Source organism: Oceanicaulis sp. (assembly GCA_040112665.1).
Taxonomy (GTDB): Bacteria; Pseudomonadota; Alphaproteobacteria; order Caulobacterales; family Maricaulaceae; genus Oceanicaulis.
This window is the reverse complement of the sequence record CP157796.1, coordinates 1,985,191-2,010,946: the sequence shown is the minus strand read 5'-3', so window position 1 is coordinate 2,010,946 and position 25,756 is coordinate 1,985,191. Positions and strand designations below refer to the sequence as shown.

Genomic DNA, 25,756 nt, shown 5'->3' with positions numbered 1-25,756 from the left:
CAGCCCTCGCGAATCAACGAAGGTCTTTAGAACTCGGCCATCGGGATTCGCACGACGTACCCGTCGAACGATCCGTTGTTCTCGCCAGCAAGAGCCATCTCCGTCATGCCGCCGACTGCGACTTCGTCACCGAAGAGGCGGAGGTAGCCCCGGTCTTCACCTCTGGTCCCGAACTGAAACGAGCCGATCACGTCGAGATCGGGGGAAAGCTCGACCACGAGTACATCTGCGGTGGTGCGATCCGGGTTTTCATTCTGAAGGCCCTCGAAGTCGCCGTAGGTGTAGCCGAGAGCGAATATCCGGCCGTCAGGCGAAATCTCGATATTGCGGAACGCATCGGAGAATTGAGTGCCGATTTGCCGGACAGTCGGATTGGCGAGGGAAGAGTCGTATCGTATCACGATCCCATCTCCACGCCCGATCTGTGTGCCGTCGAGATCGCCGGTGGTGAATCCGACCGCGTATACGGACCCGTCTGCGGCCACTGCATGGTCCAGCAGCCAGTCGGCCTCCACCCCATCGCTTGCGACCACATTGGAGGCGATCCGGATCGGCGTGGCTGTGTTGAGATCGGCCAGCGCCTCGATCCAGGCGTTAGAGCCGCCGTTGGTGAAATACCATCCGGCCGCGACCAGCGTCCCGTCACCCGGCGTTGCTCCGGGTATGTAGCTGAGGCCGCCCCATGCCTCGGATACGACGACGCGGTCCGCGCCCACTTCGGGAGCCTCGATCCTGCGCCAGACATTCGACAGGTCGGACTGGCGGTGTTTCGCGACAAGATGATACGGGTCGGTCCCGGACTCACCCGGTCGGCTGCCCTGGGCCGAGACATACAGATTGCCGTCATCGTCGAGGACGATCTGCCCGTACCCGTCCAGCCCTTCATTGCCGAACTGGTCGGTCGCGACAATCTCGCCGGTGTCGAGGCGCAGCTTCAACAAGATGCCGTCCCACCGCCCGGCATTGGTGAATCCGTCCAACGCACCGAGGGTCCGGCCTGCGGCGTAAAGGTACGTGTCGTCCGCGACCGCGTCCCAGATCAGGCTGCCGTCAGGCAAAGGCAGCTCTGTGACCCAACGCTCAGTCCCGTCGGGCGCAAACCGAGAGATGAACACTTCATTGTCGCTGCGAACACCTCCGTCGAGATTGCTGTCGCTCATGCCGAACGCATAGACATTGCCGGCCGCATCAAGCGTGAAACCGCCCACGATGTCTTTGCCATCCCCACCGAACTGAAAGCCGCTCAATCTGGTTCTGTCGATAGTCGGTTCGTCCTCAATCGGCTCGGCGAAAAGGAACTGGTTTGGGTCGGCAAGGCTCAGCTCACCGGACGCATTGCACATCGCATCCGGATTATTCGGGGGTGCGCCGGAAATCGTATCCGCCAGATCGTCACACGGAAAGACGAACGCCACGAGGTCTGGCGCTTCGAAGCCGGTATAGAAGAGGTAGTAGCCGCCTGAACGGCACCCGTCGGCAACCTCGTCGCAGAAAATCAGCTCGTAGTCCGACGCGGTTCCGCGCAACTGGATCGCGCCGTTCTCGTAGTCGAAATTCGACACCACAGCGTAGTCGTTGTCCTCGCCGTCATCGGGCGAGACGAAGAACGGGTGCGGTTTCTCATCGACGCCCAGAATGATCCGGTCGCCGCGCGCGCCGCTGTAGCGGCTGTCGAGATCGGTGTTGTTGACCGTCCGGATAATGTTGATCCGAGCGGCGCCAGGATACTCATCGGCGGGATCGACCGGCATGAATGTGTCGTACCCATGCGTCTCACCCTCCATGTAGTCGGTGTCGTAGATCGTGTACTCAAGATCGTCGAGGGGCAGCCCTGACCCGAACGTGCCGGTCGCGCTCGGGGAAATCGCCAGCAACTCTGAAATCTCTTTCGGCATTTCCGGGAATGTCCGCGCGAGCGCCACGAAATCCGTCACCGGCGGCGGAGGTGGAGGTGGCGGCGGAGGTGGTGGAGCTGGCGGGGGAGTTTGCGATCCGCCGCCCCCTCCGCAGCCTGTGAGCACGAGGCTGAGGCAAAAAAAGATTGCAGCCGCAGTGGTCGAGTCTCGAAGCATAACGCCCTCCTTTTCGGGCATTACGCGTTAGGCTGGTAGAATCTGTCGCTCAAAGAGGAGGGTGGGGGCGCCCTCTCCACCAACGAATGGCTTACTCATCCTCTCGGACCTAAACTGCTGACCCTTTGGACCCGCTGATGCTGAATCACCTGCCGAACGCCGTCTCGATCTTCCGCGCCCTCGCCGGGCCTGTGGGCGCATGGCTGCTTCTGATGAGCGCGAGCGCGTCGGTGGAGAGCGAGGCGGTCGCCTATGGTCTGGCCTCAGGCGTGCTGTTCGTCGTCGCTGCGGCGAGCGACTGGCTCGACGGCTGGCTCGCGCGGCGGATGGGCGTGGTCAGCCCGCTCGGCGCCCTGCTCGACCCGATCGCCGACAAGCTGCTCGTCGGGCCGTATCTCATCGCCTACGCGGTGATCAGCGCCTTCGATCCCTGGCTCACCGTGCCGGTGGCGATCGTGGTGATCCGCGACATGGTGGTGACCGGGCTGCGCCTGCGCCAGCCCTCGGGCGGCAGCCTGTCGGTCAGCGCCGAAGCCAAGACGAAGACCGCGATCCAGATGGTGATCGTCGCCGCGCCCTTCGTGCTGGTGATCGCCGGCCTGCGCGACGTCGCGGTCTGGTTCTATCCCTGGGTCGGCGCGGTCTGGTTCCTGGCCGTCCTCACGGTGTGGACCGCCCTGCCCTATCTGCGCGCCGCCCGCCGCGACCGAAGCGCGCAGGACTGAGACGAATGTCTTAATTCAATCATGCGTTAACCGCGTTCGGCCGATGAGAAACCCTGAGAACCTTATTTGCTTTGGGGGACCCTTCCGTGACCGACATCGACTTCAAGACCCGCCTCGCCTTCATGAATGTCGGCGAGCGCGACCGGGCGCTTCTGCGCGACCTCAAGCCGGTGATCGAGGACCGCTTCCCCGCCATTCTCGACGAATTCTACGCGCATCTGAAGGACTGGCCCGAGGTCTACGCCATGTTCGGCGGTGCGGAGTATGTCGATCACGCCAAGGAAAAGCAGCTTCTGCACTGGAAGCGCATCGTCGAGGCGAAGTTCGACGACGATTACGCCGCCTCCGTGATCCGGGTCGGCACGACGCACGCGAACATGAAGCTCGACCCGCAATGGTATTTCGGCGCCTACAACTTCCTTCTCATGGGGCTGATCACCGCCGTGCTCGACACCCAGCGGACCAAGTCGGGCTTTTTCGGCGGCTGGCGGGCCAAGGCCGAGGACGCCCGCGAACGCGTCTCGGTGCTGGTCAAGACCGTCATGCTGGACATGGAGATGGTGATGACCGTCATCTACAAGCACCAGCAGGACGAGCGCATGAAGACCTTCGACGCGCTCGCCGGCGAGTTCGAGACCCGCATCGCTGCGATCGCGGACACCATTGCGGAAAGCTCCGAGGCGCTTTCGGGCAGCGCGCGCACCATGGCCGGTGCGGCCGACCAGTCCACCGATCGCGCCTCCACCGTGGCCGCCGCCGCCGAGGAAGCCACAGCGACCGCGCAGTCGGTCGCCGGGGCCGCGGCGGAGCTGACCCGCGCCATCCAGGAGATCGCCCGCAGCGCAGGCGAAGCGGCGAGCACGTCCACCGAAGCCGCGCGCGAGGCCCAGCGCACGGGCGAGACCATGGCCGCGCTGTCGGATGCGGCGAACAAGATCGGCGAGATCGTCACCCTGATCGAGAACGTCGCCGAGCAGACGAACCTGCTGGCCCTGAACGCCACGATCGAGGCCGCGCGCGCCGGTGAGGCTGGCAAGGGTTTCGCGGTCGTCGCCAGCGAAGTGAAATCGCTCGCCGGTCAGACCGCCAAAGCCACCGAGGAGATCAGCGCCCAGATCGGCGCGGTGCAGTCGGTCGTCGCCGAGGCGGTCAAGGCGATCGACGCGGTGGCCCGGAGCGTGGACCGGGTGAACGGGGTGTCCGCCTCGATCTCCGCGGCGGTCGAGGAGCAGAACGCGGCGACCTCGGAGATCAGCCGCAACACCGACCAGACCGCCGCCAGCGCCGGCTCGGTCAGCGAGACCATCACCCACGTGCTGACCGGCGCGCAGGAGACCAGCGCCGCAGCAGCCGACGTGGTGGGCGCCGCCGACCGTCTGGGCGGGGAAGCCCGCAGGCTGCGCGAGGACGTCAAAGGCTTCCTTGAGCGCATCCGCGCCGCCTGATCGGCGATCAGATCCGAGACTGCGAGGGCGCGCCGGCGACGGCGCGCCCTTTTTCATCGGAACGCACTCATGCGTCAGGATTGATTAACTGCGTTCGACGAACCTGCTCACAATTCCCGCACACTTCGTGCGTCTTTCGGGAAAGGACAGGGCCATGTCGGGGGAAACGCTTCACGAGCGGTTCGAATTTCTGGAGCTGGGCGAGGCGGACCGAAAACGCCTGCGCGCGCTCAAACCGCTGGTGGCCGAGGTGCTGCCCGCGATTCTGGACCGGTTCTACGCCGACATCGCCAAGCACCCCGAAGTCGACGAGATGTTCCGCACCCCGAAAATGCGCGAGCACGCCCGAATCAAGCAGCTCGATCACTGGCTGCGCATCTGCGACGCCAAGTTCGACCATGAGTATCTCGACAGCGTCCGCCGCATCGGCGAGGCGCACGCCCGGCTCGGCCTGAAACCGAACTGGTATTTCGGCGGCTACGCCAAGCTCGTCGGCGGCCTGCTCAAGGCCATGGCGAAGCGTCATGGCGGCTCGGGCCGCTTCGGCTTCGGCCGCGGCGCCGGCTCGGCCGATCTCGAAGCCGATCTCGACGCGGTGAACAAGGCCGCCTTCCTGGACGTCGATCTGGTGATGTCCACGATCGACGCCTGCGCGGCGAAGAAGAAGACCGAAGAGCGCGAGGCCATGGCCGCCGAGTTCGAACAGAAGATCGCCGGCGTGGTCTCCGCGCTCGCCGCGGCGTCGCAGGAAATGGGCGGCTCGGCCCGGGCGATGAACCAGACCGCCGACGGCACCAGTGAACGCGCCTCTTCGGTGGCCGCCGCCGCTGAAGAAGCCACCGCGACCGCCAACGCCGTCGCCACGGCCGCCGCCCAGCTCACCAGCGCCATCGGCGAGATCGCCCAGCGCGCCGGCGAAGCGGCGGACACCAGCGCCGGCGCCACGGCGCGCGCGCGCAAGACCGCCGAGACGATGTCCCGGCTGGAAGCGGCCGCCAAGAAGATCGGCGAGATCGTCACGCTCATCGAGACCGTGGCCGAGCAGACCAATCTTCTCGCGCTCAACGCCACGATCGAAGCCGCGCGCGCCGGCGAAGCGGGCAAGGGCTTCGCGGTGGTGGCCAGCGAGGTGAAGACCCTCGCCGGACAGACCGCCAAGGCGACCGAGGAGATCGGCGCGCAGATCGGCGAGGTCCAGTCCGTGGTCGAGGAAGCGGTGAAGGCGATCGACGAGGTCGCAGGCTCGGTCGAGCAGCTGAACGCGCTGTCCGCCTCGATTTCCGCCGCGGTCGAGGAGCAGAACGCGGCCACCGCCGAGATCAGCCGCAACACCGGCCAGACCGCCGAAAGCGCGGCCTCGGTCTCGCGCACTATCAGCGAGGTTCAGGCCGGCGCCCAGGAGACCAGCGAGTCCGCCAATTCCGTGGTGCAGGCCTCCGAGGATCTGGGCAAGAAGGCCGAGGAGCTGCGCTCCGGCGTCGCCGAATTCCTCAAGGGCATCCGCGCCGCCTGACGGCGCGGACCTCCACGAAAAAGCCCTTCCGGCCAGCGCCGGAAGGGCTTTTTTGTGTCTGACGTTGGGAGGCCTAGTCGAAGAGCGCGTCGATCGCGTCCTGGTCCATGGCCATCAGATCATCGACCGCGTCCTGCTTGGTTTCAGGCCCGCCCATGGCCGGACCGTTCAGGTGAAGCGCCTTCTTCCGTTCGGCGTCGGCGCGCTCCTCCTCGGTCATCTCCGCGTCGCGGACGCCCATGGTCGCGGCGAAGCGGGCGACCCGGCTTTCGACGTGCTTGAGCGAATTGACGACCTTGGAGACGCGCTGGCCGGCGAGATCCTGGAACGAGCAGTTCTCGATGATCCGGCACATCGCCTCGTCGACCTGGGCCTTGTAGGCGTCCAGATCGGTCGGCTCGGCGGCCATCAGGCTCTCGGCCTCGCTCATGATCGCTTCGGTCGCCTTCTCGGTGTCGGTGACGACCGCCTCGAGTTCGGCGCCGGCGACGGGGATGCGCTGCTCCTTGATGTCGTTGGGGCGCAGCTGGGCGATCTCGTCCCGGGTCCGGGCGATATAGGCCGCGATGGCGTTGAACTCTTCATGGATCGACCGGTCGAGCGACCCGAAGAAGAGCTGCATGGTGTCGGTCAGTTGCTGGGCGAGGCGAAGCACCTCGATCAGCTGGGCGTCCTTCAGGTCGGCGGCTTTCACCGACTGGAGGCTTTCGCGCACGCGCGCTGCTACTTCTGCGGCAGGCATAGCGGCTTCCTTCCCTCAGATTGCGTATCGGCTCGAACGGTCGGCGCGCAGGGCGCGCCGGCGAGCCTGAAATCTAGAAATCGCCGATGACGGCGGTCATCTTGGCTTTCAGCGTGCCGGCGTTGAACGGCTTGACGATGTAGTTGTTCACGCCCGCCTTTTTCGCCGCGATGACGTTTTCGGTCTTGGATTCCGCCGTGACCATGATGAAGGGCGTGGACTTCGTCGTCTCGTCCGCACGCACGCGCTGCAGAAGCTCGTAGCCGGTCATCGGCTCCATGTTCCAGTCGGAGATGACCAGACCGTACTTCTTCTTCTTCATCAGTTCGAAGGCCTCGGTGCCGTCCGAGGCTTCGTCCACGTTTTCAAACCCGATCTGCTTGAGCAGATTCTTGATGATCCGGACCATGGTCTTGTAATCGTCCACCACCAGGATCGGCATCGACATTTCGACAGCCATATCACCCCACTCCCGTGTTTCCACCGTCGTCCACCCGGAGAGCGCGTTTCTCGCTCTCTCTGTTCGGGAAACCTAGACAAGCGCGGTCAAAAATCGGTTAAACACGCGGCCGATGCGGCAGGAGCGCGAGTCATGAGCGAGAAAGAGGGCTATTCGATCACCGAGCTGGAGGTCGGCCAGAGCGCCGAAATCACCCGGCTGGTCGACGAAGACGCCGTACGCAAGTTCGCCGAGGTGTCCGGCGACTTCAATCCGCTGCACATGGACGAGGCCTACGCCGCGCGCTCGCCCTTCCGCGGCCGGATCGCGCACGGCGCGCTGGTGGCCAGCTACGTCTCCTGCGTGCTGGGCAACCATCTGCCCGGCCCCGGCGCGGTGTTCGCGGGCATGACCATGCGGTTCGAACGTCCCGTGCGGATCGGCGACACGGTGAGAGCGCGCGCCACGGTCACCGACATCGACATCAAGGCGCGGCGGGTGAAGCTCGCCTGCGTGTGCGAGGTGGACGGGCAGACCTGCATGGAGGCCGACGCCGAAGTGATCGTCAGGAAGCGCAGGGCGTCCGCCGCTTGAGATGAGCGTCTTTCACGGTCATTCCGGCCTGCCGGAGGCTGCGCGCGGCGCGGTCGCGGCGCTGGGCAATTTCGACGGCGTGCATCGCGGCCACGCCGCCGTGATCGCCGAAGCCAAGGCGCTCGCGGCCGATCTCGGCGCCCCGCCTGCCGCAGCGGTCTTCAGCCCCCATCCGCGCGTGCTTTTCCAGCCGAACGCCGAGCCCTTCGCCCTGATGAGCGAGGCCCAGCGCGTGCGCGCGCTGAAGGCCGAGGGCGTTGAGATCGTCCATCACATCGTGTTCGACCGCACGCTGGCGGGCATGACGCCTGAGGCGTTCGTCGCCGAGGTGCTGGCCGAAGGGCTGGGGCTGAAAGGCGTCGTCACGGGCGCGGATTTCTGCTTCGGCAAGGACCGGGCGGGAAACGCCGCCGCACTGAAGACGATCGGCTCCGCGCACGGAATCGAGGCGCGCGTCGCCCCGGCGGTGAAGGCTGAGGGCGCGGACGGCAAGATCTCCTCCTCCGACGTGCGCAACGCCCTTCGCGACGGCGATCCCCAGCGCGCCGCGGTGCTGCTGGGCCGGCCCTTCGCGATCGAGGGCGCGGTCCAGTCGGGCGACCGGCGGGGCCGCACGATCGGCTTTCCCACCGCGAACGTGCCGCTTGGCGAGTATGTCCGCCCCGCCTTCGGGGTATACGCCACAAGGTCACGGCTCGCCGACGGCCGGCTGGTCGCAGGCGTGGCCAATCTGGGCCGCCGTCCGACCGTGGAGGGGACCGAAGCGCGGCTGGAAGTTCATCTGTTTGACTTCGAGGCCGATCTTTACGGCCAGACGCTGGAGACCGAACTCGTCGCCTTCCTGCGTCCCGAGCGGAAATTCGACGGCCTCGACGCGCTGAAAGCCCAGATCGCCGCAGACAGCGAAGCGGCGCGCAAGCTGCTCGCGGTCTAGGCCGGATCGAGCAGGCCCGGATCGTTCTCGCGCACCGCGTTCACCCGCTTGCTCACCGGCCGGGCCGTGAGCGCGCCGTCAGGCTCGGGCCTCAGGAAGGCGGCGGGATCGGCCTCCGGGTCGAGCCAGGCCGCGAAGTCCTCGGGCCTGATCATCACCGGGCAGCGATGATGCAGATGGGCGATGTCGGCGTTGGCCGCGGTGGTCAGGATCGCGAAGCTGTCGATCTTCGCCTCGCCCTCGCCCCAGCGCTCCCACAGCCCGGCGAACACCATGGGCGCACCGTCCGTCCGCGTGATGAAATGGGGCTGCTTGCCGTCTGCAGTCTTTTCCCATTCGTAGAACCCGTCCGCCGGGACCAGCGCCCGACGGCGCTTCAGCGCTGTGCGAAAGGTGGGTTTCTCCGCAGCGGTTTCGGCGCGCGCGTTGATCAGCGGCTTGGCGCCGTCCGGCCCGGTCTTCGACCAGTGGGGCACCAGCCCCCAGCGCACTTCGCTCAGCCGCGGCTCGCCGTCGCGACCCCGGCGCACGATCGGCAGCGCCTGCGTCGGCGCGGCGTTATAGTTCGGCGCGAGATTGGGCCGGTCCTCGAACCCGAAGATGTCGGCCAGCTGGTCGAGCGTGAGGGAGATGACATATCGTCCGCACATGACCTTTCCCTCCCTCCCCCGCCCCGCCCCGTCAAGTCCGTGAGCGGATCGATCACTCTGGCCGCCGGTCTCGTCGTCGAGCGCGACGGCGCGATCCTGCTGGTCCGGCGGGGCAAGCCGCCGTTCGAAGGCGCCTGGTCGATCCCCGGCGGACGGATCGAACCGGGCGAGCGCGCCGCGGACGCCGCGCTGCGCGAGCTTTACGAGGAAACCGGAACGCGAGCGGCGATCTGCGGGTTGATCGACGTGTTCGAAGCCATTGGTGAACACGGCCATTTCGTCATGATCGATTACGCCGCGCGCTGGACCGAAGGCGCGCCGCGCCCCGGCGACGACGCGCTGGAGGCCCGCTTTTTCCCCTTCGAGGAGGCGCGCGCGCTGGTCAGCTGGGACGACACCCGCACCGCGCTGGACGGCGCGCGCCGGATTTTCGGTCAAAATGACGCCGCGAAGCAGCGCTAGTCAGGACTTCATGAAAGCGATCGTCTCACTCGCCGCCGCCCTCGTTCTCGCCGTCGGCGCCGCTGCGCCCGGCGCGGCCCGCCAGCCCGTCTCCGACACCTATCCGGTCGAGGCGCTGGCCGGCGTGATGGGCGAATTGCACTTCATCGCCTTCAAGTGCGAGGGCCGCGACGCGCAGGCCTGGCGCGAGACCATGCTCGAACTGCTCGAGCACGAAGCGCCCGCCCGCGGCACGTTCCGCGACCGGCTGATCGAGACCTTCAACGACGGCTTCCGCGCCCAGCAGCGCCGCGACACGCGCTGCGGCGCCGAAGCGGAGATCGAGGTCCGCCGGCTCGCCGCGCGGGGACGCTCACTGAGCGAACAATTGCGGCGCATCTATCTGGAGTAATTAAATCCAGTTAATGCGCTAAGGCATATCCGCATAATATTTTTTTATACCCGAACTCGTTTGGTGAATGCATTTAAATCAAATGATCCGTGTCCTGAAAGCTGGGAAGGAGGCTCCGCTGTCTCCGCGATATAGGCGGCCCCTATAGGTTTCGATTGCAGGCGATGCACGGCTCTATTTCGTTAGGTTTCGATTCATATCCGCTGGCGCTCTCTCCCCCCGGCTCATTGAACCGAGGCATGGGGACGATCATGAACATCACGGTGAGAACACAGCTGATCGCAGGCTTCGGCCTGCTCGGACTCCTTGTCCTGGCGATCGGCGCTGCCGGCGTGCTGGGCGTCGGCGCAATGAATGCGAGCAAGATCGCGCTGACCGAAACCGGTGCACAGAGCCGGCTCGTCTCCGCTACAAAGCTCGATCTCGCTGATGCGCGGCTGGCGGGTTTTAACTGGCGTTCCCGCGGCGAGGAGGTCTTCGTCGAGCGTTTCGACACAGCAGTAGGGAAGCTGACCGGCGAAGTAGGCGAAGCCGGCCTCGCCGATATCCTTCCGCTGGCGGACAACTACTCCGCCGCTTTCGCACAGGCGCGGCAGGCGGCCGCAATCCGGACGGCCAATCTGGAAACGGTCCATGACGAGGGCCGCGCGACAAGGCAGAACCTGACCGAAATCTCGGAAACCGCTTACGCAGACGGCGACGCGGAGGCGGCCTATTACGCAGGCCGCGCCCAGGAGCGCCTGCTGCTCGGCCGGCTCTATGTCGATCGCTACGCCGTGAGCGGGCTGGCCGAGAATGCCGAGCGAGCTGCGACCGAGTTCGCCAGCGCCTTGGACGCGCTCAATACGCTTCTGCCTTTCCTGCAGAATCCGCAGCGGCGCGCACTCACCACCGAGGCGCGCGACCGCTTGGAGCGGGCCGCTTCGGCCTTCGAAACCGTCCTAGAGCAGACCCGCGCCCGTGACGCGGCTCTGGCGCAAATGGATTCGCTCGGTCCGGAAATGACGGTCTTGGCGGAAGCAGCGTGCTGGGCCAGGCCGACGAAGTCGCCTCGGCGACCCGCAGCACGCTTCTGATCGCCGTCGCGGTCGCCGTTCTTATCGCCGCGGCGATCGCCTGGTTCCTCTCGGCGCGCATACCGGCCGCGCTCAGCCGGATGACCGGTTCGATGCAGCGGCTCGCGGGCGGCGATCTCGACGTTGATATCGAAGGCGAAGCCCGGCGCGACGAGATCGGCGGGATGGCCCGCGCCCTCGCCGTCTTCCGCGACAATGCGAGAGAGGTCGCCCAGCTCAAGACAGAGCAGGAAGAGCAGGAACGCCGCGCCGCTGAAACCCGCAAGGCCGAACTGGAAGCCATGGCGGCGACCTTCGAACGTGAAGTCGGCGAGGTCGTCGCGGCCCTCACCCGCTCTGCAGAGGACCTCAAAGCCCAGGCGGGCGAACTCGACGGCGCCGTCGCTGCGGCGGGCGAGCGGTCAGGCTCTGTCGCCGCCGCGGCTGAACAGGCCACCGCCAGCGTGGAAGCCATGGCGTCGGCGTCCGAAGAACTCAGTGCCTCGATCCGCGAGGTGGCCCAGCAAGTCGCCGGCTCGGCCGAAGCCGCCCGCGCCTCTCGCGAACAGGCGTCGGCCAGCGAAGCAGGCCTGGACAAGCTCGCAGGCGCGGTCGCCGGGGTCGACGAGATCGTGCGGTCGATCAACGACGTCGCTGAGCAGACCAATCTTCTCGCGCTCAACGCCACCATCGAGGCTGCGCGCGCCGGAGAGGCCGGCAAGGGTTTCGCGGTCGTGGCCGAGGAGGTCAAACAGCTCGCCGGCCAGACCCAGAAGCTGACCGAGCAGATCGCCGCACGCCTGGGCGACATCTCCGGGGCGTCGGACGCCGCGGTCGCCGCCACGCGCAAGGTGATCGAGCAGATCGCTCAGATCGACCACACCGCGACAGCCCTGTCCGCTGCGGTCGAGGAGCAGAGCTCTGCGACGACTGAAATCGCCGCGGGCGCTCAGCAGGCCGCGACCGGGGCGCGGACAGTCTCCACCGACATCGCCGGCGTGCAGGACAGCGTCAGCCGCTCGGCCGAAGTCGCCGGTACGGTCAGCCAGGCCGCGACCATGCTGGAGGAGCGGTCGCAATCGCTGGCCCGCGAGGTCGAACGCTTCCTTGCTACGGTCCGCGCCGCCTGAGGCGGCGCGCGCCCTTCATTCATTTATCGAGAGGCGATCATGTCTGATCTCTCAAGACTGCTTTATGTGAGCCGCCCGCGTATCGACGTGACCGATCAAGACGAGATCGGACGGCTGATGTCGCAATGCGCGGTCAACAACCGCCGCCGTGCGATCACCGGACTCCTCGCGATGAACCGCTCGGCCTTCGTTCAGCTTCTGGAAGGGCCGCACGCCGCGCTGCAGGCGCTGTCGACGCGGCTGGCTGCCGATAGAAGGCACAGCGACTTTAAAATCCTAGCCTTCAAGCGTGCTGCGGCCCGCGTGTTTCCCGCCTGGTCGATGGCGCTGCCCTCGACCGCCAGCCAGGCCGCCTCGCCGCTTGCAGATTACGACACGCTCGCAGCGTCGAGCAGCGACGTGGTGCTCAAGCAGATCAGCGCCTACCAGGCTCATCTCGAGCTCAGCCAGCCCAGCGCCGAAGAACGGCTGCGCGCCTAGACCGGCCGGCTCATGCAATAGCTGAATCCGCCGTCTTCGTAGGGCGGGAAGGCTGGGCAGGGCTCGAAACCCGCACTCGCATAGAGTGCGCGAGAAGCGGCGAATCCGTAAGACCGGCCGGTCTCGAGGCCCAGCCAGGTCCAGCCGCGGGCGCGCGCCGCTTCGATCGCGGTCGAGACCAGCGCCTGCGCCGCGCCGCGGCCGCGCTCGGCGGCGGCGACATGCATGGACTTGATCTCTCCGCGCCCCTCATCCAGCGCCTTCAGCGCGATACAGCCCGCGAGCACGCCTGCGCGCCGGGCCGTCCAGAAGGTGACGCCGGGCTGTTTGAGCCCGTCCACGTCGAGCGCGAAGCAGGCGCCGGGCGGGGAAGCTTCCTTTGTGAAAGCGAGATGGGTGGTCAGAAGCGCGACCACATCAGGCGCCGCGGGGTCGTCCTCTGCGATCGAGTAGCCTGAAAGCGCGGCCAGCCTTGCGTCGAGCCGATCGCGGACGCCGGGCCATTCGCCGGCCAGCACGGAGTAGTAGACCGTGTCGCGCCGCGCGCCGTCCCAGGTCGCCGCATGGCTTCTGAGCACGCCTTCGCGCGTCGCGCCCATCTTCTCCATCGCCCCCTGAGAGCGGCGGTTTTGCGCGCCGGTCTTGAGCTCGACCCGCATCGCGCCGCTGGCGAACGCGTTCGCCATCAAAAGCCGCTTGCAGGCGGGATTTACCGCAGTGCGGTGAAACCGAGCGCCGTACCAGGTCCAGCCGATCTCCACCCGCTGATGCTCCGGCGCGATCGAAAGATAGCTCGTATGACCGGCGTACGCCTCACCGCGCTTGTCGAAGACCGCGAAGGAGATCTGCGCGCCTTTGGCGTTCGCCGCCGCCATCGCGTCGAACCAGGCGTCGAAGCCGGGGCCTGAGGCGTTCAGACTCGTCTGCACCCAGAGCGAGGGATCGTCGGCCAGCGGGCGCAGGGGCGTCCGGTGGCGCGCCTCCAGCGGTTCGAGGCGGACGAAAGGGTTTTCAAGGAGGCGGGGTTCGAGCTTCATGACCGCGTCTTACTCCGCTGCGGCCCGCTTCGCCCGTCACGCTTTCTTTCAGGCCGTTTCCGCGATCAGCGCTTCAGCGGCGTCGAGCACCGGCCCGACCTCGAGCGCGCCCATCATGCTGTCGGCGCGCGCCATCAGCCGCGCCCGCTCGGCCTCATCGGCAGCTTCACCCGCACGGATGGACCGCGCGTTCGGCCCCCACGGCCCGTAAAGCGCCTCATCGGTCGGACCGAACAGGCCCAGGGTCGGCGCGCCCGAGGCGGCCGCGATATGCATCAGCCCGCTGTCGTTTCCGACGAACAGCCGCGCGCGCTTCAGACACGCCGCCGCCTCCACGAGATCGAGCTGGCCGGTGAGGTCGATCACCTCGCCCTCGATCCCTGCGGCGACCGTGCCGGCGGTCTCGTGATCGCCCGGCCCGCCGAAGATCGCAACCGCCGCGCCCTCGAGCGCCCCGCCCTCTGCCGTCAGCCGGTTCGCGAGCTCGCAGAACCGCTCGGGCGCCCATTCCTTGAACGGCGCGGACGCGGCGGGCGCCAGCGCGAGCACCGGACGGCCGGATGGCAGGCGCGCATCTGCGGTCTTTTCCGCAGCCGCATCGGTCCAGACCTGCGGCGCGGGCGGGGGATCGAGGCCGAGCACCGCGCCGGCTTCGCGCACCCGGTGCCGATTCTCCCGGCCCGGGGTCTTGCGGTTCACACGGCGGTCTTTGGCCAGCAGAAACCAGCTCGTCACCGAGCCGCGCAGATCGACCACCAGATCCCAGCGCGCCGTCACCGCCTCGCGCCACAGATCGAGCCAGTGCCCGCCCTGCTTCTGCTTGGTCATCACGATCACGCGGTCGACACCCGGCGCGGCGCGGAACAGCGGCGCGGCCAGCGGCCCGCAAGCGACCGTGATCTCCGCTTCGGGCCGGGTCTCGGCCAGATGAGCCAGCGGCCCTGAAAACAGGACGGCGTCGCCGATGCGGGTGGCGGTGATGAACAGGATGCGTTCCATGGCCTCGCGGCTTACCCGCTTCGCGCCCCGCGCGCCAGCATCGCCAGCCTCTTGATCGCCCGGCCCGCCCGGCGCCAAGTAGAGGCGATGACCGGATATCTCACCGCCCTGCCCCGCCGCGCCGTGCTGCACGTGACCGGCGCCGACGCGAAAACCTTCCTGCAGCGCGTGATCACGCGCGGGCCCGAGGGCGTCGCGCCCGGCCGGGCGATGTTCTCCGCCCTGCTCACCCCGCAGGGCAAGGTGCTCGCCGATCTGTTCCTGCTGGACGACGGCGAGGGCGGACTGTTCATCGACCTGCCTGCGAGCGAGGCTGACGCCCTCACCAAGCGCTTCACCCTCTACCGTCTGCGCGCAAAGGCGGAGCTGACCTTGCGCGAGGACCTGTCGATGGCCGCAGCGAAGGGCGAAGGCGAGGACGAGCTGCGCACGGTCGCGCTCGTCGTCGCGACCGACCCGCGCGACGCCGCGATCGGGCTGCGCGCCGTCGTTCCCGCCGGCGGGCCTGCCGACGATGCGGCCTACGACATCGCCCGCATCGCGGCGCGCGCGCCGGAGTTCGGCGCCGATTACGGCGCGGCGGAGGTGTTCTCCACCGACGTCAATCACGACCTGCTCAGCGGGATCGACTACAAGAAGGGCTGCTTCGTCGGCCAGGAAGTCGCCAGCCGTATGCACCGCAAGGGCGGCGTGCGCAAACGCACCGTCCGGATTGAGACCGGCGCGGCGCCGGGCGCAGCGGTGAAAGCGGGCGAGACCGAGGTCGGGTCGATCACGTCGGCCGGCGGCGGCCTCGCCCTGGCGCTGGTGCGTGCCGATAGGCTGCAATCCGCACTCGACGCCGGCGAGGCGCTGACCGCCGGCGAGGCGCCCGCAGTTCTTAAAGACGACCTCACCGCTTTGTAACGCGAAGCCGCGTGACGGCGCACACCGGCTCGCTTACGCTAGAACCATGACCGAGCGCTGCCCCTGGTGCGGGACCGACCCGCTTTACGTGGCCTATCACGACACCGAATGGGGCGTGCCCGAATACGACTCCCGCGCGCTTTATGAAAAGCTGGTGCTGGACGGGTTTCAGGCCGGTCTGAGCTGGATCACCATCCTCAGAAAGCGCGAGAATTTCCGCGCCGCCTTCGACGGCTTCGATCCGGAAAAGATCGCCCGCTACGGCGAGGCGGACATCGCCCGCCTGCTCGGTGACGCCGGCATCGTCAGAAGCCGCGCGAAGATCGAAGCGGCGATCAAGCGCGCGCAGATCTGGTGCGACCTCGAAGCGAGCGATCGCAATCTCTCGACCCGGCTGTGGGATTTCGTCGACGGCCGTCCGGTGCAGAATTCGATCCGGTCCATGGCCGAACTGCCCGCACAGGACGACCGCTCGGTCGCGATGAGCAAGGAGCTCAAGCGGCTGGGGTTCAAGTTCTGCGGGCCGGTGATCGTCTACGCCTTCATGCAGGCGACCGGCATGGTCAACGACCATCTCGTGGGCTGTTGCCGGCATGACGAAGTGAAGGCTCTGGAGGCCGCCTGATGAAACGCCCCGCAAGACGGATATCAGCGCTTGTCGCCCTGCCTGTTCTGCTCGCCGCCTGCGAGAGCTGGGCGCCGAACCCGCCGCCCGCCGACGCGCTGACTGACGTGACGTGTGACACCGGCGGCCGGCATGGCCCGTCCGGCGTCATGGACTGGCGCTGCATCGACGGCGACGGCGTCGAGCGCCTGCCCGTCAGGAGCCTCCACGAGGTGATCGACGGCGAAAGCAATGATCGGCAGCAACGCCGCGAGCGCCGCCGGAACGACCCGTTCGACGATCATCACTAGGCTAAAGCAGCCCCAGAGACTTGAAGCTGGCCACCCGTTCGCGGCCGACCACGATATGGTCGTGCACGACGATGTCGAAGGGCCTGGCCGCCTCGACCAGGCGTTTGGTCATCTCGATATCGGCCTGGCTGGGCGTGGGATCGCCGCTTGGGTGGTTGTGCACCAGGATGAGCGCGCTGGCGTCCAGGGAGATCGCCTTCTTGACGATCTCGCGGGGGTAAACCGGCGCGTGATCGACCGTGCCCCGGGCCTGAAACTCGTCCTTCACCAGCCGGTTCTTCTTGTCCAGAAACAGCACCCGGAATTCCTCGGTGGAGGCGTGCTGCATGGCTGCGCGCAGGTAATCCAGAAGCGCCGTCCAGGAGGAGATCACCGTGCGCCCGGTCACCTGCTCGCGCGCGATGCGGATCGACAGCGCCTGGATGAGTTTCAGGTCGAGCGCGGTCTTCTCCGACACGCCCGGCACCGCGGTCAGCTGGTCGAGATCGGCCGCACAGACCCGTCCCAGATCGCCGAACCGCGCGATCAGCGCTTTCGCCAGCGGCTTGACGTCCCGGCGCGGGATGGAGCGGAACAGCGCGAGCTCCAACAGCTCGTAATCGGCCAGCGCCTCGCCGCCGGCGTCCGCGAAACGCGCGCGCAACCGGTCGCGATGGCCGTGATAATGCGGTCTGGTCTCAGCGTCGGGCATGGCGATCCGCGAATTTCGCTTCCGACAAGACATAAGCGGCTGCGTTTCCCTTGTCAGCCGAAAAGCGGGTTGACCCGCCTGCGAGCGCCCCTCCCTCCCCTTGATGGGGAGGGTCCGCCCAAAGGGCGGGGGTGGGGTGAGGATCGTAGAGCGCAAGACCTTTCAGACGTCCCGTGAATATCCCCATGCACCAAACCCGTGCACGGGCGCCTCGCTCGCGGGCGCCGCACGGATGCTGCGATGCAAAAATCGACCGGCGCGCTGACAGCCGCCCCGCCCCGCCTAAGCTCTCAGGCGCGAAAACCGATGGAGAGCGCTCATGGACGCCCCTGAATACGCCGCCGGCGACGTCGCCTGGATCCTGACCGCGTGCGCGCTGGTGCTGATGATGACCCTGCCGGGCCTGGCGCTGTTCTATGGCGGCATGGTGCGGCGCACGAACGTGCTCTCCACGCTGATGCAGGCCATGGCGGCTGCGGCCGTGGTCACCATCGCCTGGGCGGTCGCGGGGTATTCCTTCGCCTTCGGCGGGGGCGGATCGGACGTGTTCGGCGGGTTCGACCGGTTGTTCTTAAGCGGGCTGACCGTGGAGAGCATCGGCGCGGGCCTGCCTGAAAGCGTCTTCATCCTCTTCCAGCTCACCTTCGCGATCATCACCGTGGCGATCATCGCCGGGGCCGGGGCGGAGCGGATGAGCTTCAAGGCGTGGATGATCTTCGCGCCGATCTGGCTTGTGATCGTGTACGCCCCGATCGCGCACTGGGTCTGGGGCGAGGGCTTTCTTTACGACGCGGGCGTGCTCGATTTCGCCGGCGGCGCGGTGGTGCACATCAATTCAGGCGTGGCCGGGCTGATCCTGGCGCTCAAGCTCGGCCCGCGGCGCGGCTATCCCAAGGAGGGCCAGCCGCCGCACAATCTCGTGCTCACCGTGATCGGCGCGGGCCTTCTGTGGGTGGGCTGGTTCGGCTTCAACGGCGGCTCGGCGCTGGGCGCCAATGCGCTGGCCGCGCACGCGGCCCTCGTCACCCAGATCGCGGCGGCGACCGCGGCGCTGGTCTGGGCGCTTCTGGAATGGTTCACCCGCGGCAAGCCCAGCGTGCTGGGCGCCGCCTCTGGCGCGGTGGCCGGTCTTGTCGGCATCACCCCGGCGGCAGGCTTCGTGGAGCCCTACGCCGCCTTCGTGATCGGCGCGCTGGTCTCTGCGGCGGCCTATTACGGCGTCACGCTGGTCAAGAAGATCGGCAAGTATGACGACAGCCTCGACGCGTTCGGCCTGCACGGCATCGGCGGGCTCGCCGGGGCGATCCTGACCGGCGTGTTCGCCAGCTCCGCGGTGGGCGGCACCGGCGGCGCGGTCGAAGGCAACGTCATGCTGATCTGGACCCAGACCTGGGGCGCGCTGGCCGCAGCCGCCTGGTGCGCGATCGCGACCTTCGTGATCCTGTGGCTGATGGAACGGGTCATGGCGCTGCGGGTCGATCCCGAGGACGAGGTCACCGGGCTCGACGTGGCGCTGCACGGCGAGAGCGCGTGAGGGGCGCGCTCTCGCCTACCCCGCCCCGCCCGCTTTCAGCAGGGTTCGGGCGAACGCGGTCAACGCGCGCGGCGTCGTGCTTTCGTTGTTCGAGTGGTAATTGAAGGTCGGGATCTGCAGCGTCGCGCCAGTATAGCCGCCGCTGGAATCCTTCGCGATGCGGCCCAGCTCGGTCAGGCCCATCGATTTGGGCGGCTGGCCGCGGCGGGCGCGCACGTCGTTCTCGCGCTCGATGAAGCTGTCCTTGAAGATGATCGGCGCAGCCGCCGTCGAGGCGGCCTTTTCAAGCCGGCCGACCTGATCGGCGTCGAAGCTGGCGGTGGCGTCGCGGCGTCTGAGGATCACCGCGCCGGCCAGCGCCGCAGCGCCGTCGTCGAACGGGGTGGTGTCGAGCACGACGAGATCGCGGCGCGGCTTGAGCGCGCCCGACTGCGCCCAGCCCAGGAAATGCCCGGCTGAGCGGCCGATCTCCTCCTCGGCGGTGAACACGATCGTGCCTTTCAGGCCGAATTCCGCGCAGACCCGCAAGGTCGCCGCGCTGATCGGATTGTCCAGCTGGCCGGTGACATAGCCGGGCTGTGACCGGTCGATCGTGCGCGCGAAGGCGACCGGCGTGCCCGCGTCGAGCGGCGGCATGTCCTTGATCTTCAGAACGATCCGCCCGCGATCGTCGAGCGACACGCCGCTGACGTCGCCATAGGCGATGCGTCCGCCGTTGCGGCGGTCATAGGCGAACATCTCCTCGCCGGAATACCGGCTGGAGATCCGTGCGGCGAATTCAGCCGTCGCAGCTGTGGACGCGCCGTACTTGTCGTTCTGCACCGCGTGGGCGGCGTAGACGAGCGCGCCGTCTTCCGCCGCGACTGCGCCGTGCCGGTCGATATGGGCCAGGAAGACCGGCCCCTCGCCCAGCGTGACGACGCACAGATTGCGCGGCCGGTCGACCTTCGCCCCGATGGCCTCGAAATCACGCGCCAGATGGTTCAGGAACGGGGTCTCGTGCCCGACCACGCTGGGGAAGTCGAGATACTCGTAGGCTTTCGCCAGGATGCGGGAAAACAGGACCGTATCGGCCGGGAGCGTCACGCTACAGCTTCTCCACGAAGACGGTGCCGGCCGAATAGCCTGCGCCGAAGGAGCAGATCACGCCCCGATCGCCCGAAGATAGATCGTCGGAGTGCTTGTGGAAGGCGATGATCGAGCCCGCCGAGCTGGTGTTGGCGTATTCGTCCAGGATCGTCGGCGCGTCCTCGCCGCCGGCGTCGCGGCCGAACACCTTCTTGGCGATCATCAGGTTCATGTTGATGTTCGCCTGGTGCAGCCAGATCCGGCGCATTTCCTCAGGGGCCAGACCCAGCTCGCCCATATGATCGCGGATCATCTCCGAGACCATCGGCACGACTTCCTTGAAGACCTTCCGGCCCTCCTGAACGAACAGCTTGTCGTCCTTCGGCGCGCCGTTCTGGATCGGCTTATTGTCCCCGGTCGCCTTTTCGGTGCGATTGAGGAAGCCGAAATTGTTGCGGATATTGTTCGAAAACTTGGTCTTGAGCTTCGTGCCCAGGATCTTCCAGCCGCCTTCGCCCAGATCCTCGCGCTCGAGCAGGATCGCGGTCGCCACGTCGCCGAAGATGAAATGGCTGTCGCGGTCGCGCCAGTTCAGGTGCGCCGAGCAGATCTCCGGGTTCACCACCAGAATGGCGCGCGCATGGCCGCAGGCGATCTGGTCGGCGGCGGCCTGAAGCCCGAAGGTGGCGGACGAACAGGCGACGTTCATGTCGAAGCCGAACCCGTCCTCGATCCCCAGCGCGTCCTGGATCTCCACCGCGATGGCGGGATAGCCGCGCTGCAGGTTCGAACATGCGACGATCACCCCGTCCACGTCCGCAGCCGTCTTGCCGGCGCGCTCAAGCGCGTCCTGGCAGGCCTTCACGCCGATCTCGGCCAGGATGGAGAGCTCCTCGTTGGAGCGCTCGGGGATGAACGGGACCATGCGGTCGGTGTCCAGCACCCCGGCCTTGTCGATCACGAAGCGCGACTTGATGCCCGAGGCCTTCTCGATGAACTCCACCGAGCTGGGCGAGAGCGGCTGCAGCTCTCCGGCCTCGATGGCGGCGGCGTTCTCGGCGTTGTATTTGGCCACATAGGCGTTGAAGCTCTCGACCAGCTCGTCGTTCGAGATGGACTCCGCCGGCGTGAAAAGGCCGGTCGAGCGGATGACGGCGGCGGTCATGGGATGCTCCGGACACGATGGAATCTGTTTGCCGGGGCAACTTAGCCGCCGCGTACGCGCGCGCCAACCGCTTGGCGCGGCCCGGTTTGCGCCTTGCCCGGCGGCGCCCGCCGGGCCAGAACCGGGACGCACCGAACCGCAAACCGACCGGAAGCTTCCATGACCGACGCGCCGTCCAATCACTTCACCCATCTTCAATGCTCGATGACCGGCGTGAAGGTCGCCAAGGACCGGGCGCAGAACCTGTCGCCGGACGGCTGGCCGCTGCTGGCGCGGTATGATCTGGACGCCGTGGCGAAGACGGCTGACCGCGACGCGATCGCTGCGCGCGACGGCGTGCGTTTCCCCGGCTTCTGGAAATGGCGCGAGCTTCTGCCCGTGGCCGACAATGCGCATGTGACGAGCCTCGGCGAAGTCGACACGCCGCTGATCGAGACCCGCGCGACGGCTGCCGAAATCGGCGCGACCGGCCGGCTCTGGGTGAAGGACGAGGGCCGGCTGCCCACCGGCAGCTTCAAGGCGCGCGGCCTTGCGCTGGCGGTGTCCATGGCGCGCGCGTACGGGATCACGCGCATGGCGATGCCGACGAACGGCAACGCCGGCGCGGCGCTCAGCGCCTACGGATCGCGGGCGGGGATCGAGACCTGGTCGTTCTGCCCCGAGGACACCCCGGAGGTGAACGTGCGCGAGATCGCCGCCCATGGCGGCCATGTCTACAGGGTGAACGGGCTGATCCATCAGTGCGGCGCGCTGGCCGCCTCGCTGAAGGAGGAGATGGGCTGGTTCGACGTCTCCACCCTCAAGGAGCCCTACCGGATCGAGGGCAAGAAGACGATGGGGATCGAGCTGGCCTTCCAGCTGGGCTGGCGCCTGCCCGAGGCGGTCTTCTACCCCACCGGCGGCGGCACGGGCCTGATCGGCATGTGGAAGGCGTTCGACGAGATGGAGAAGATCGGCTGGATCGGCTCTGAACGCCCGAAAATGTTCGCCGTGCAGGCCGAAGGCTGCGCGCCCATCGTCAAGGCTTACGAGGCGGGCGAAGAGCATGCGCCCGAATGGCTGGACGCGAGCACCGTCGCCGCGGGCATTCGCGTGCCCAAGGCGATCGGCGACTTCCTGATCCTGCGCGCGGTGCGCGAAAGCGGCGGCGCGGCGCTGTCTGTCGCCGACGCGGAGATCGAGGCCGCGCGCGATCTGTGCGGCCGGGCGGACGGGCTGCTGCTCTGCCCCGAAGGCGCGGCGACGCTGGCCGCGGCGCGAAATGCGGTCTCGTCCGGCCTTGTCGAACGCGACGCGGAGATCATGCTGTTCAACTGCGGGACGGGGCTTAAATACCCGCTGGCCGATCGATCAAAACATATCGACCGGACCGGAGCGGTGAACCGGGAATCTCTCTAGGCTCGTACTGCATCGAGTGTGCAGGCGAAGGTTTGCCTGCAGGCCTCGGGCGGTTAGCACGCCGGCCGGAGGCGGGAGAACACGCGCATGAGCGCTCGGATCGAAGATGCGCCGGGATCAGGCGAGGCGGAAACGGTGCTGGCGGCCGACCGGCCGGGGCGTCCGGCGTGGATCGCACTGAGCGCGCTGCTCGTCGTCTATCTCGTAAACTTCATGGACCGCCAGCTTTTCGCGGTCCTGCAGGAAGAAATCCGCGCCGATCTGAACCTGTCTGATAGCCAGCTCGCGCTTCTGGGCGGGACGATGTTCGCGGTGTTCTACGCCACGCTGGGCCTGCCGCTGGCCTGGCTGGCCGACAGGACGAACCGGATCCGGCTGATCGCGATCTCCTGCGCGGTGTGGAGCGTGTTCACGGCGCTGTCCGGTGCGGCGACCAACTTTCTCACGATGGCGCTGGCGCGTATCGGCGTGGCGTCGGGCGAGGCGGGCGGCGTGTCGCCCTCCTATTCGGTGATCAGCGATTATTTCCCGCCCGCGCGGCGCGGCCTAGCCATCGGGATCTTCACGATCGGCGCGCCTCTGGGGCTGATGGCGGGGACGGCTCTCGGTGCGCTCATCGCCGACACGCTGGGCTGGCGCTGGGCGTTCGTGCTGCTCGGCCTGCCCGGCGTGCTGCTCGCGATCGTGCTTGCGGTGCTGGTCAAGGAGCCCGAGCGCGGCCGGCAGGATCCAGAGGCGCAGACCGCTGCACCGCTGCGCCCGCTGGATGCGGTACGTGCGGTGTTCGGCACGCCGACGCTGCTTCTGCTCACCGCCGCGGCGGCGGCGACCAGCTTCGCCGGCTACGGGCTTTACCAGTGGGCGCCCTCCTTCCTGATCCGCTCGCAAGGGCTGTCGCTCGAGACGGTGGGCGTGTTTCTCGCGCCGATCTTCGCTCTGGGGCTGATCGGGGCGGTGGGCGGCGGCGCGATCGCCGATCGGCTGGGGCAAAAGCGCCCCTCGGCCTACGCCTTCGTGCCGGCGCTGGCGCTTCTGATCGCCGCGCCGTTCCATATCGCGGCGCTGAGCGTGGCTGACGGCCGGGCCTCGCTCGCTTTGCTCGTCGTGCCCACCATTCTCAGCTACGCCTGGATCGGGCCGGGCCTGGCCGCCGCGCAGACCCTGTCGCGCCCTGAAATCCGCGCCTCGGTCGCCGCCATCATCGGGTTCTTCAACAACCTGATCGGCTTCGGCCTCGGCCCGCTGCTGATCGGCGCGATTTCGGACTGGCTGCGACCCTCACTGGGCGAAGGCGAGGCGCTGAGGATCGCGCTTCTGTGCGGCATGATCGTCTACGTGCTCGCCGCCCTGCTGTTCCTGGCCGCCGCCGTCACCCTGCCGCGCGATCTGGCGCGCAGCCGTGCGGGGGCGTCTTCGGCTTGACTCATCGGGCGGCGCGTTTCTTCTTGCGCCGGACTTCCAGCCGGGGACGGACATGATCCGAGCCAGCCTCATCGCCGCCGCCATCATCGGCCTGCTCGCCGCCTGCGCCGAGCCTGACCGCGAAAGCGATACCGCCTCGCAGACACCCGCCGCGACGCCGGCCCTCACCTCGCCGCTCGGCCCGCACACGCCCGCCCGCGTGCTTGGCGGCGAGATCATCGCCCTGTCGCAGATCCTGCCGCCCGCCGGCGAGGACGGGAGCGTCAGCGGCGATGTCGAAAGCCAGACCGGCGCGGCGCTGCGCCTGCTTTCCGACGCGCTCGCCGAGCAGGGCCTCGGCCTGGGCGATGTGGCGCAGGTCACCGTCCACCTCGTCGCGGAGCCGGACGGAAGCCTCGACACCGAGGCCGTTGCGCGCGCCTGGCGGCGCAGCTTCGCGACCCGGCTCCAGCCCGCCGCGCCCGCGCGCACGATCGTGGGCGTCAGCGCCCTGCCCGCGCCCGGCGCGCGGGTCTCCCTCACCGTGCTGGCCCTCCGGCCGGCCCAGCCGCAGACCGGAACCGAGACCGAATGATCCCCCGCTACACCCGCCCGCAGGCCGAAGAGATCTGGTCGCCGCAGACCAAGTACCGCATCTGGTTCGAGATCGAGGCGCACGCCACCGACCGGCTCGCCGAGCTCGGCGTGGTGCCCAAGGCGGCCGCTCAGGCGGTGTGGAAAGCCAAGGACATGACGTTCGACGTCGAGCGCATCGACGAGATCGAACGCGAGGTGAAGCACGACGTCATCGCCTTCCTCACCCATCTCGCTGAACTCGTCGGCGAGGAGGCGCGCTTCGTCCACCAGGGACTGACCAGCTCCGACGTTCTGGACACATGTTTCGCCGTGCAGCTGACCCGAAGCGCGGACCTGCTGCTCGAGGGCGTCGACCGGCTCCTCGCCGCGCTGAAGACCCGCGCCTTCGAGCACAAGACCACGGTCTGCATCGGCCGCAGCCACGGCATCCACGCCGAGCCGACCACGATGGGCCTGAAATTCGCGCGCTTCTACGCCGAGTTCGCCCGGGGGCGCGAACGGCTGGTCCGGGCGCGCGAGGCGGTGGCGACGTGTGCGATCTCCGGCGCGGTGGGCACGTTCGCGAACGTCGATCCGTCCGTGGAGGCCCATGTCGCCGAACAGCTCGGCCTCGCGGTCGAGCCGATCTCCACCCAGGTGATCCCGCGCGACCGGCATGCGGAGTTTTTCGCCGCCCTGGCCCTGATCGCCAGCTCGATCGAGAACCTCGCCGTCGAGGTGCGCCATCTGCAGCGCTCCGAAGTGCGCGAGGCGCAGGAGTATTTCTCCAAGGGGCAGAAGGGCAGCTCGGCCATGCCCCACAAGCGCAACCCGATCCTGACCGAGAACCTGACCGGCCTCGCCCGCCTCGTACGCTCCGCGGTCGTCCCGGCCATGGAAAACGTCGCCCTCTGGCACGAGCGCGACATCTCCCACTCCAGCGTCGAACGCGGCATCGGACCGGACGCCGTGGTTCATCTCGACTTCGCGCTGCATCGCGCTGCGGGCATGGTCGAGGGCCTCATCGTGCACGCCGACCGCTGCCGGGAAAACCTCGAAGCCTATGGCGGCATTCATAATTCCCAGCGCGTCCTGCTCGCCCTGACCCAGGCCGGCGCCAGCCGCGAGGACGGCTACCGCCTCGTTCAGCGCAACGGCATGAAGACCTGGGACGAAGGCGGCCAGCTGGTCGAGCACCTCAAAGCGGACGCCGACGTGCGCGGCTTCCTTTCCGAGGCCCAGATCGAAGCCTGCTTCGACGAGGCCTATCACCTCAAGCATGTCGACACGATCTTCGAACGGGTGTTCGGGACGACGTGAAGACGCCGCACTTTCGGAAACGTCAGGGCATGAAGCTCAACCCAACTCCCTCCCCTTGATTGGGAGGGTGTCCGCATAGCGGACGGGTAGGGGTGAGCGCCGGTGCGCGCAGCC

At 67.6% G+C, this 25,756-nt stretch carries 27 protein-coding genes; 18 read left to right on the top strand and 9 right to left on the bottom strand.

Annotation, left to right across the window (positions count from 1 at the left end; genetic code table 11):
- Nucleotides 1–26: 26 nt before the first annotated feature.
- Nucleotides 27–1,922, bottom strand: a complete 1,896-nt coding sequence (locus ABL308_09725) for a hypothetical protein (GenBank protein XBQ15235.1) — start codon at nt 1,920–1,922, stop codon at nt 27–29.
- A gap of 287 nt (nt 1,923–2,209) precedes the next feature.
- Between ABL308_09725 and pgsA the strand changes: the two genes are divergently transcribed.
- The 3 genes from pgsA to ABL308_09710 all read left to right on the top strand — a co-directional run bounded on the left by pgsA (nt 2,210) and on the right by ABL308_09710 (nt 5,755).
- Nucleotides 2,210–2,797 carry a CDP-diacylglycerol--glycerol-3-phosphate 3-phosphatidyltransferase gene (gene pgsA, locus ABL308_09720; protein XBQ15234.1) on the top strand — a complete coding sequence of 196 codons (588 nt, stop codon included), beginning with the start codon at nt 2,210–2,212 and terminating at the stop codon, nt 2,795–2,797.
- 86 nt (nt 2,798–2,883) lie between these two features.
- On the top strand, nt 2,884–4,242 hold the full coding sequence (locus ABL308_09715) for a globin-coupled sensor protein (GenBank protein ID XBQ15233.1): 1,359 nt from the start codon (nt 2,884–2,886) through the stop codon (nt 4,240–4,242).
- Nucleotides 4,243–4,396: 154 nt separating this feature from the next.
- Complete coding sequence (locus ABL308_09710; protein ID XBQ15232.1) at nt 4,397–5,755, top strand: globin-coupled sensor protein; 1,359 nt, start codon at nt 4,397–4,399, stop codon at nt 5,753–5,755.
- A gap of 73 nt (nt 5,756–5,828) precedes the next feature.
- Here ABL308_09710 and ABL308_09705 read toward each other — a convergent pair whose 3' ends face one another.
- Together ABL308_09705 and ABL308_09700 are read right to left on the bottom strand one after the other, a co-directional pair.
- Nucleotides 5,829–6,470, bottom strand: coding sequence for a protein phosphatase CheZ (locus ABL308_09705; protein XBQ15231.1), 642 nt, complete (start codon nt 6,468–6,470; stop codon nt 5,829–5,831).
- A gap of 100 nt (nt 6,471–6,570) precedes the next feature.
- Nucleotides 6,571–6,957: a response regulator gene (locus ABL308_09700; GenBank protein ID XBQ15230.1), complete on the bottom strand. Its 387-nt coding sequence runs from the start codon at nt 6,955–6,957 to the stop codon at nt 6,571–6,573.
- A 132-nt stretch (nt 6,958–7,089) separates the two neighbouring features.
- Here ABL308_09700 and ABL308_09695 point away from each other — a divergent pair, with 132 nt between their 5' ends.
- Together ABL308_09695 and ABL308_09690 are read left to right on the top strand one after the other, a co-directional pair.
- On the top strand, nt 7,090–7,530 hold the full coding sequence (locus ABL308_09695) for a MaoC family dehydratase (protein ID XBQ15229.1): 441 nt from the start codon (nt 7,090–7,092) through the stop codon (nt 7,528–7,530).
- Between the two features lies 1 nt (nt 7,531).
- Nucleotides 7,532–8,464, top strand: coding sequence for a bifunctional riboflavin kinase/FAD synthetase (locus ABL308_09690; protein ID XBQ15228.1), 933 nt, complete (start codon nt 7,532–7,534; stop codon nt 8,462–8,464).
- Here the strand turns inward: ABL308_09690 and ABL308_09685 are convergent.
- Entirely contained in the window at nt 8,461–9,114 is a 654-nt protein-coding gene (locus ABL308_09685; GenBank protein ID XBQ15227.1) for an SOS response-associated peptidase, read from the bottom strand. The genes ABL308_09690 and ABL308_09685 overlap by 4 nt on opposite strands.
- Nucleotides 9,115–9,153: 39 nt before the next feature.
- Here ABL308_09685 and ABL308_09680 point away from each other — a divergent pair, with 39 nt between their 5' ends.
- The 5 genes from ABL308_09680 to ABL308_09660 all read left to right on the top strand — a co-directional run bounded on the left by ABL308_09680 (nt 9,154) and on the right by ABL308_09660 (nt 12,632).
- A complete protein-coding gene (locus ABL308_09680) occupies nt 9,154–9,576 on the top strand; it encodes an NUDIX hydrolase (GenBank protein XBQ15226.1) in 423 nt (140 codons plus the stop codon).
- A 10-nt stretch (nt 9,577–9,586) separates the two neighbouring features.
- Complete coding sequence (locus ABL308_09675) at nt 9,587–9,967, top strand: TIGR02301 family protein (protein ID XBQ15225.1); 381 nt, start codon at nt 9,587–9,589, stop codon at nt 9,965–9,967.
- Nucleotides 9,968–10,218: 251 nt separating this feature from the next.
- The gene (locus ABL308_09670; protein XBQ15224.1) at nt 10,219–11,043 is read left to right on the top strand and encodes a hypothetical protein; all 825 of its coding nucleotides are present in this window, start codon (nt 10,219–10,221) and stop codon (nt 11,041–11,043) included.
- Nucleotides 10,992–12,152, top strand: coding sequence for a HAMP domain-containing methyl-accepting chemotaxis protein (locus tag ABL308_09665; GenBank protein ID XBQ15223.1), 1,161 nt, complete (start codon nt 10,992–10,994; stop codon nt 12,150–12,152). The genes ABL308_09670 and ABL308_09665 overlap by 52 nt, the downstream gene beginning before the upstream one ends.
- A gap of 39 nt (nt 12,153–12,191) precedes the next feature.
- On the top strand, nt 12,192–12,632 hold the full coding sequence (locus ABL308_09660; protein XBQ15222.1) for a BLUF domain-containing protein: 441 nt from the start codon (nt 12,192–12,194) through the stop codon (nt 12,630–12,632).
- On the opposite strand, the gene ABL308_09655 is transcribed toward ABL308_09660, so the two are convergent.
- On the bottom strand, nt 12,629–13,669 hold the full coding sequence (locus ABL308_09655) for a GNAT family protein (GenBank protein XBQ15221.1): 1,041 nt from the start codon (nt 13,667–13,669) through the stop codon (nt 12,629–12,631). The two genes, ABL308_09660 and ABL308_09655, sit on opposite strands and share 4 nt — an antisense overlap.
- Nucleotides 13,670–13,717: 48 nt before the next feature.
- On the bottom strand, nt 13,718–14,668 hold the full coding sequence (locus tag ABL308_09650) for a glycosyltransferase family 9 protein (protein ID XBQ15220.1): 951 nt from the start codon (nt 14,666–14,668) through the stop codon (nt 13,718–13,720).
- 87 nt (nt 14,669–14,755) lie between these two features.
- On the opposite strand from ABL308_09650, the gene ABL308_09645 reads away from it, so the two are divergent.
- Genes ABL308_09645 through ABL308_09635 form a run of 3 tightly spaced genes read left to right on the top strand, consistent with a single transcriptional unit; the run spans nt 14,756 to nt 16,489 of the window.
- On the top strand, nt 14,756–15,574 hold the full coding sequence (locus ABL308_09645) for a folate-binding protein (protein ID XBQ15219.1): 819 nt from the start codon (nt 14,756–14,758) through the stop codon (nt 15,572–15,574).
- Nucleotides 15,575–15,620: 46 nt separating this feature from the next.
- Nucleotides 15,621–16,199 carry a DNA-3-methyladenine glycosylase I gene (locus ABL308_09640; protein ID XBQ15218.1) on the top strand — a complete coding sequence of 193 codons (579 nt, stop codon included), beginning with the start codon at nt 15,621–15,623 and terminating at the stop codon, nt 16,197–16,199.
- On the top strand, nt 16,199–16,489 hold the full coding sequence (locus ABL308_09635; GenBank protein XBQ15217.1) for a hypothetical protein: 291 nt from the start codon (nt 16,199–16,201) through the stop codon (nt 16,487–16,489). Before ABL308_09640 ends, ABL308_09635 begins: the two co-directional genes overlap by 1 nt.
- 1 nt (nt 16,490) lies before the next feature.
- Here the strand turns inward: ABL308_09635 and radC are convergent, their stop codons facing one another.
- Nucleotides 16,491–17,180, bottom strand: a complete 690-nt coding sequence (gene radC, locus ABL308_09630) for a DNA repair protein RadC (GenBank protein XBQ15216.1) — start codon at nt 17,178–17,180, stop codon at nt 16,491–16,493.
- A 319-nt stretch (nt 17,181–17,499) separates the two neighbouring features.
- On the opposite strand from radC, the gene ABL308_09625 reads away from it, so the two are divergent.
- Entirely contained in the window at nt 17,500–18,714 is a 1,215-nt protein-coding gene (locus ABL308_09625) for an ammonium transporter (GenBank protein XBQ15215.1), read from the top strand.
- Nucleotides 18,715–18,729: 15 nt separating this feature from the next.
- Here ABL308_09625 and ABL308_09620 read toward each other — a convergent pair whose 3' ends face one another.
- Nucleotides 18,730–19,800, bottom strand: a complete 1,071-nt coding sequence (locus ABL308_09620; GenBank protein XBQ15214.1) for a hypothetical protein — start codon at nt 19,798–19,800, stop codon at nt 18,730–18,732.
- Between the two features lies 1 nt (nt 19,801).
- Nucleotides 19,802–20,947 carry a beta-ketoacyl-ACP synthase III gene (locus tag ABL308_09615; protein XBQ15213.1) on the bottom strand — a complete coding sequence of 382 codons (1,146 nt, stop codon included), beginning with the start codon at nt 20,945–20,947 and terminating at the stop codon, nt 19,802–19,804.
- 159 nt (nt 20,948–21,106) lie between these two features.
- Here ABL308_09615 and ABL308_09610 point away from each other — a divergent pair, with 159 nt between their 5' ends.
- The 4 genes from ABL308_09610 to purB all read left to right on the top strand — a co-directional run bounded on the left by ABL308_09610 (nt 21,107) and on the right by purB (nt 25,642).
- Complete coding sequence (locus ABL308_09610; protein XBQ15212.1) at nt 21,107–22,345, top strand: threonine synthase; 1,239 nt, start codon at nt 21,107–21,109, stop codon at nt 22,343–22,345.
- Nucleotides 22,346–22,432: 87 nt separating this feature from the next.
- Nucleotides 22,433–23,767 (top strand): MFS transporter, encoded by a 1,335-nt coding sequence (locus tag ABL308_09605; protein XBQ15211.1) that lies wholly within the window; start codon nt 22,433–22,435, stop codon nt 23,765–23,767.
- 52 nt (nt 23,768–23,819) lie between these two features.
- The gene (locus tag ABL308_09600) at nt 23,820–24,341 is read left to right on the top strand and encodes a Rid family hydrolase (GenBank protein XBQ15210.1); all 522 of its coding nucleotides are present in this window, start codon (nt 23,820–23,822) and stop codon (nt 24,339–24,341) included.
- Nucleotides 24,338–25,642, top strand: a complete 1,305-nt coding sequence (gene purB / locus ABL308_09595; GenBank protein XBQ15209.1) for an adenylosuccinate lyase — start codon at nt 24,338–24,340, stop codon at nt 25,640–25,642. Before ABL308_09600 ends, purB begins: the two co-directional genes overlap by 4 nt.
- Nucleotides 25,643–25,756 lie beyond the last annotated feature (114 nt).

Bases quoted from the DNA above. Each gene is read 5' to 3' on its own strand.
- pgsA (XBQ15234.1), top strand. From the start codon at position 2,210: ATGCTGAATCACCTGCCGAACGCCGTCTCGATCTTCCGCGCCCTCGCC.
- ABL308_09710 (XBQ15232.1), top strand. From the start codon at position 4,397: ATGTCGGGGGAAACGCTTCACGAGCGGTTCGAATTTCTGGAGCTGGGC.
- ABL308_09700 (XBQ15230.1), bottom strand. From the start codon at position 6,957: ATGGCTGTCGAAATGTCGATGCCGATCCTGGTGGTGGACGATTACAAG.
- ABL308_09695 (XBQ15229.1), top strand. From the start codon at position 7,090: ATGAGCGAGAAAGAGGGCTATTCGATCACCGAGCTGGAGGTCGGCCAG.
- ABL308_09690 (XBQ15228.1), top strand. From the start codon at position 7,532: ATGAGCGTCTTTCACGGTCATTCCGGCCTGCCGGAGGCTGCGCGCGGC.
- ABL308_09685 (XBQ15227.1), bottom strand. From the start codon at position 9,114: ATGTGCGGACGATATGTCATCTCCCTCACGCTCGACCAGCTGGCCGAC.
- ABL308_09675 (XBQ15225.1), top strand. From the start codon at position 9,587: ATGAAAGCGATCGTCTCACTCGCCGCCGCCCTCGTTCTCGCCGTCGGC.
- ABL308_09670 (XBQ15224.1), top strand. From the start codon at position 10,219: ATGAACATCACGGTGAGAACACAGCTGATCGCAGGCTTCGGCCTGCTC.
- ABL308_09660 (XBQ15222.1), top strand. From the start codon at position 12,192: ATGTCTGATCTCTCAAGACTGCTTTATGTGAGCCGCCCGCGTATCGAC.
- ABL308_09655 (XBQ15221.1), bottom strand. From the start codon at position 13,669: ATGAAGCTCGAACCCCGCCTCCTTGAAAACCCTTTCGTCCGCCTCGAA.
- ABL308_09650 (XBQ15220.1), bottom strand. From the start codon at position 14,668: ATGGAACGCATCCTGTTCATCACCGCCACCCGCATCGGCGACGCCGTC.
- ABL308_09645 (XBQ15219.1), top strand. From the start codon at position 14,756: ATGACCGGATATCTCACCGCCCTGCCCCGCCGCGCCGTGCTGCACGTG.
- ABL308_09640 (XBQ15218.1), top strand. From the start codon at position 15,621: ATGACCGAGCGCTGCCCCTGGTGCGGGACCGACCCGCTTTACGTGGCC.
- ABL308_09635 (XBQ15217.1), top strand. From the start codon at position 16,199: ATGAAACGCCCCGCAAGACGGATATCAGCGCTTGTCGCCCTGCCTGTT.
- radC (XBQ15216.1), bottom strand. From the start codon at position 17,180: ATGCCCGACGCTGAGACCAGACCGCATTATCACGGCCATCGCGACCGG.
- ABL308_09625 (XBQ15215.1), top strand. From the start codon at position 17,500: ATGGACGCCCCTGAATACGCCGCCGGCGACGTCGCCTGGATCCTGACC.
- ABL308_09615 (XBQ15213.1), bottom strand. From the start codon at position 20,947: ATGACCGCCGCCGTCATCCGCTCGACCGGCCTTTTCACGCCGGCGGAG.
- ABL308_09610 (XBQ15212.1), top strand. From the start codon at position 21,107: ATGACCGACGCGCCGTCCAATCACTTCACCCATCTTCAATGCTCGATG.
- ABL308_09605 (XBQ15211.1), top strand. From the start codon at position 22,433: ATGAGCGCTCGGATCGAAGATGCGCCGGGATCAGGCGAGGCGGAAACG.
- ABL308_09600 (XBQ15210.1), top strand. From the start codon at position 23,820: ATGATCCGAGCCAGCCTCATCGCCGCCGCCATCATCGGCCTGCTCGCC.
- purB (XBQ15209.1), top strand. From the start codon at position 24,338: ATGATCCCCCGCTACACCCGCCCGCAGGCCGAAGAGATCTGGTCGCCG.